This is a genomic window from Dankookia rubra, assembly GCF_004355005.1.
Taxonomy (GTDB): Bacteria; Pseudomonadota; Alphaproteobacteria; order Acetobacterales; family Acetobacteraceae; genus Paracraurococcus; species Paracraurococcus ruber_A.
The window spans coordinates 1-214 of sequence record NZ_SMSJ01000449.1 but is presented as its reverse complement, the minus strand read 5'-3'; the positions used below and the strand labels follow the sequence as shown (position 1 = coordinate 214).

General features: G+C 63.6%; 1 protein-coding gene. It reads left to right on the top strand.

From position 1 onward, the window contains the following. On the top strand, nt 1–182 hold a 182-nt coding region (locus tag E2C06_RS37210; RefSeq protein ID WP_165982941.1), incomplete at its 5' end, for a transposase. Nucleotides 183–214: the final 32 nt, after the last annotated feature.

Sequence of the window (214 nt, the reverse complement as noted above, 5' to 3'; positions counted from 1 at the left end):
CGGCCAAGCGCACCGAAGCGCCCGTCGCGTGCCCGCCGTGGATCTACCACAATCGCAGTCGGGTCGAGTGTCTCTGGGCGCGGCTCAAAGAGTGGCGCGCCGTCGCCACCCGCTACGAGAAAACCGCGTGTTCCTTCATGGGCGTGCTCTGCATGGCCGCCACGATAGACTGGATCAAGTAGACACACAGAACTTAAGGCCTGACAGGCCCTAG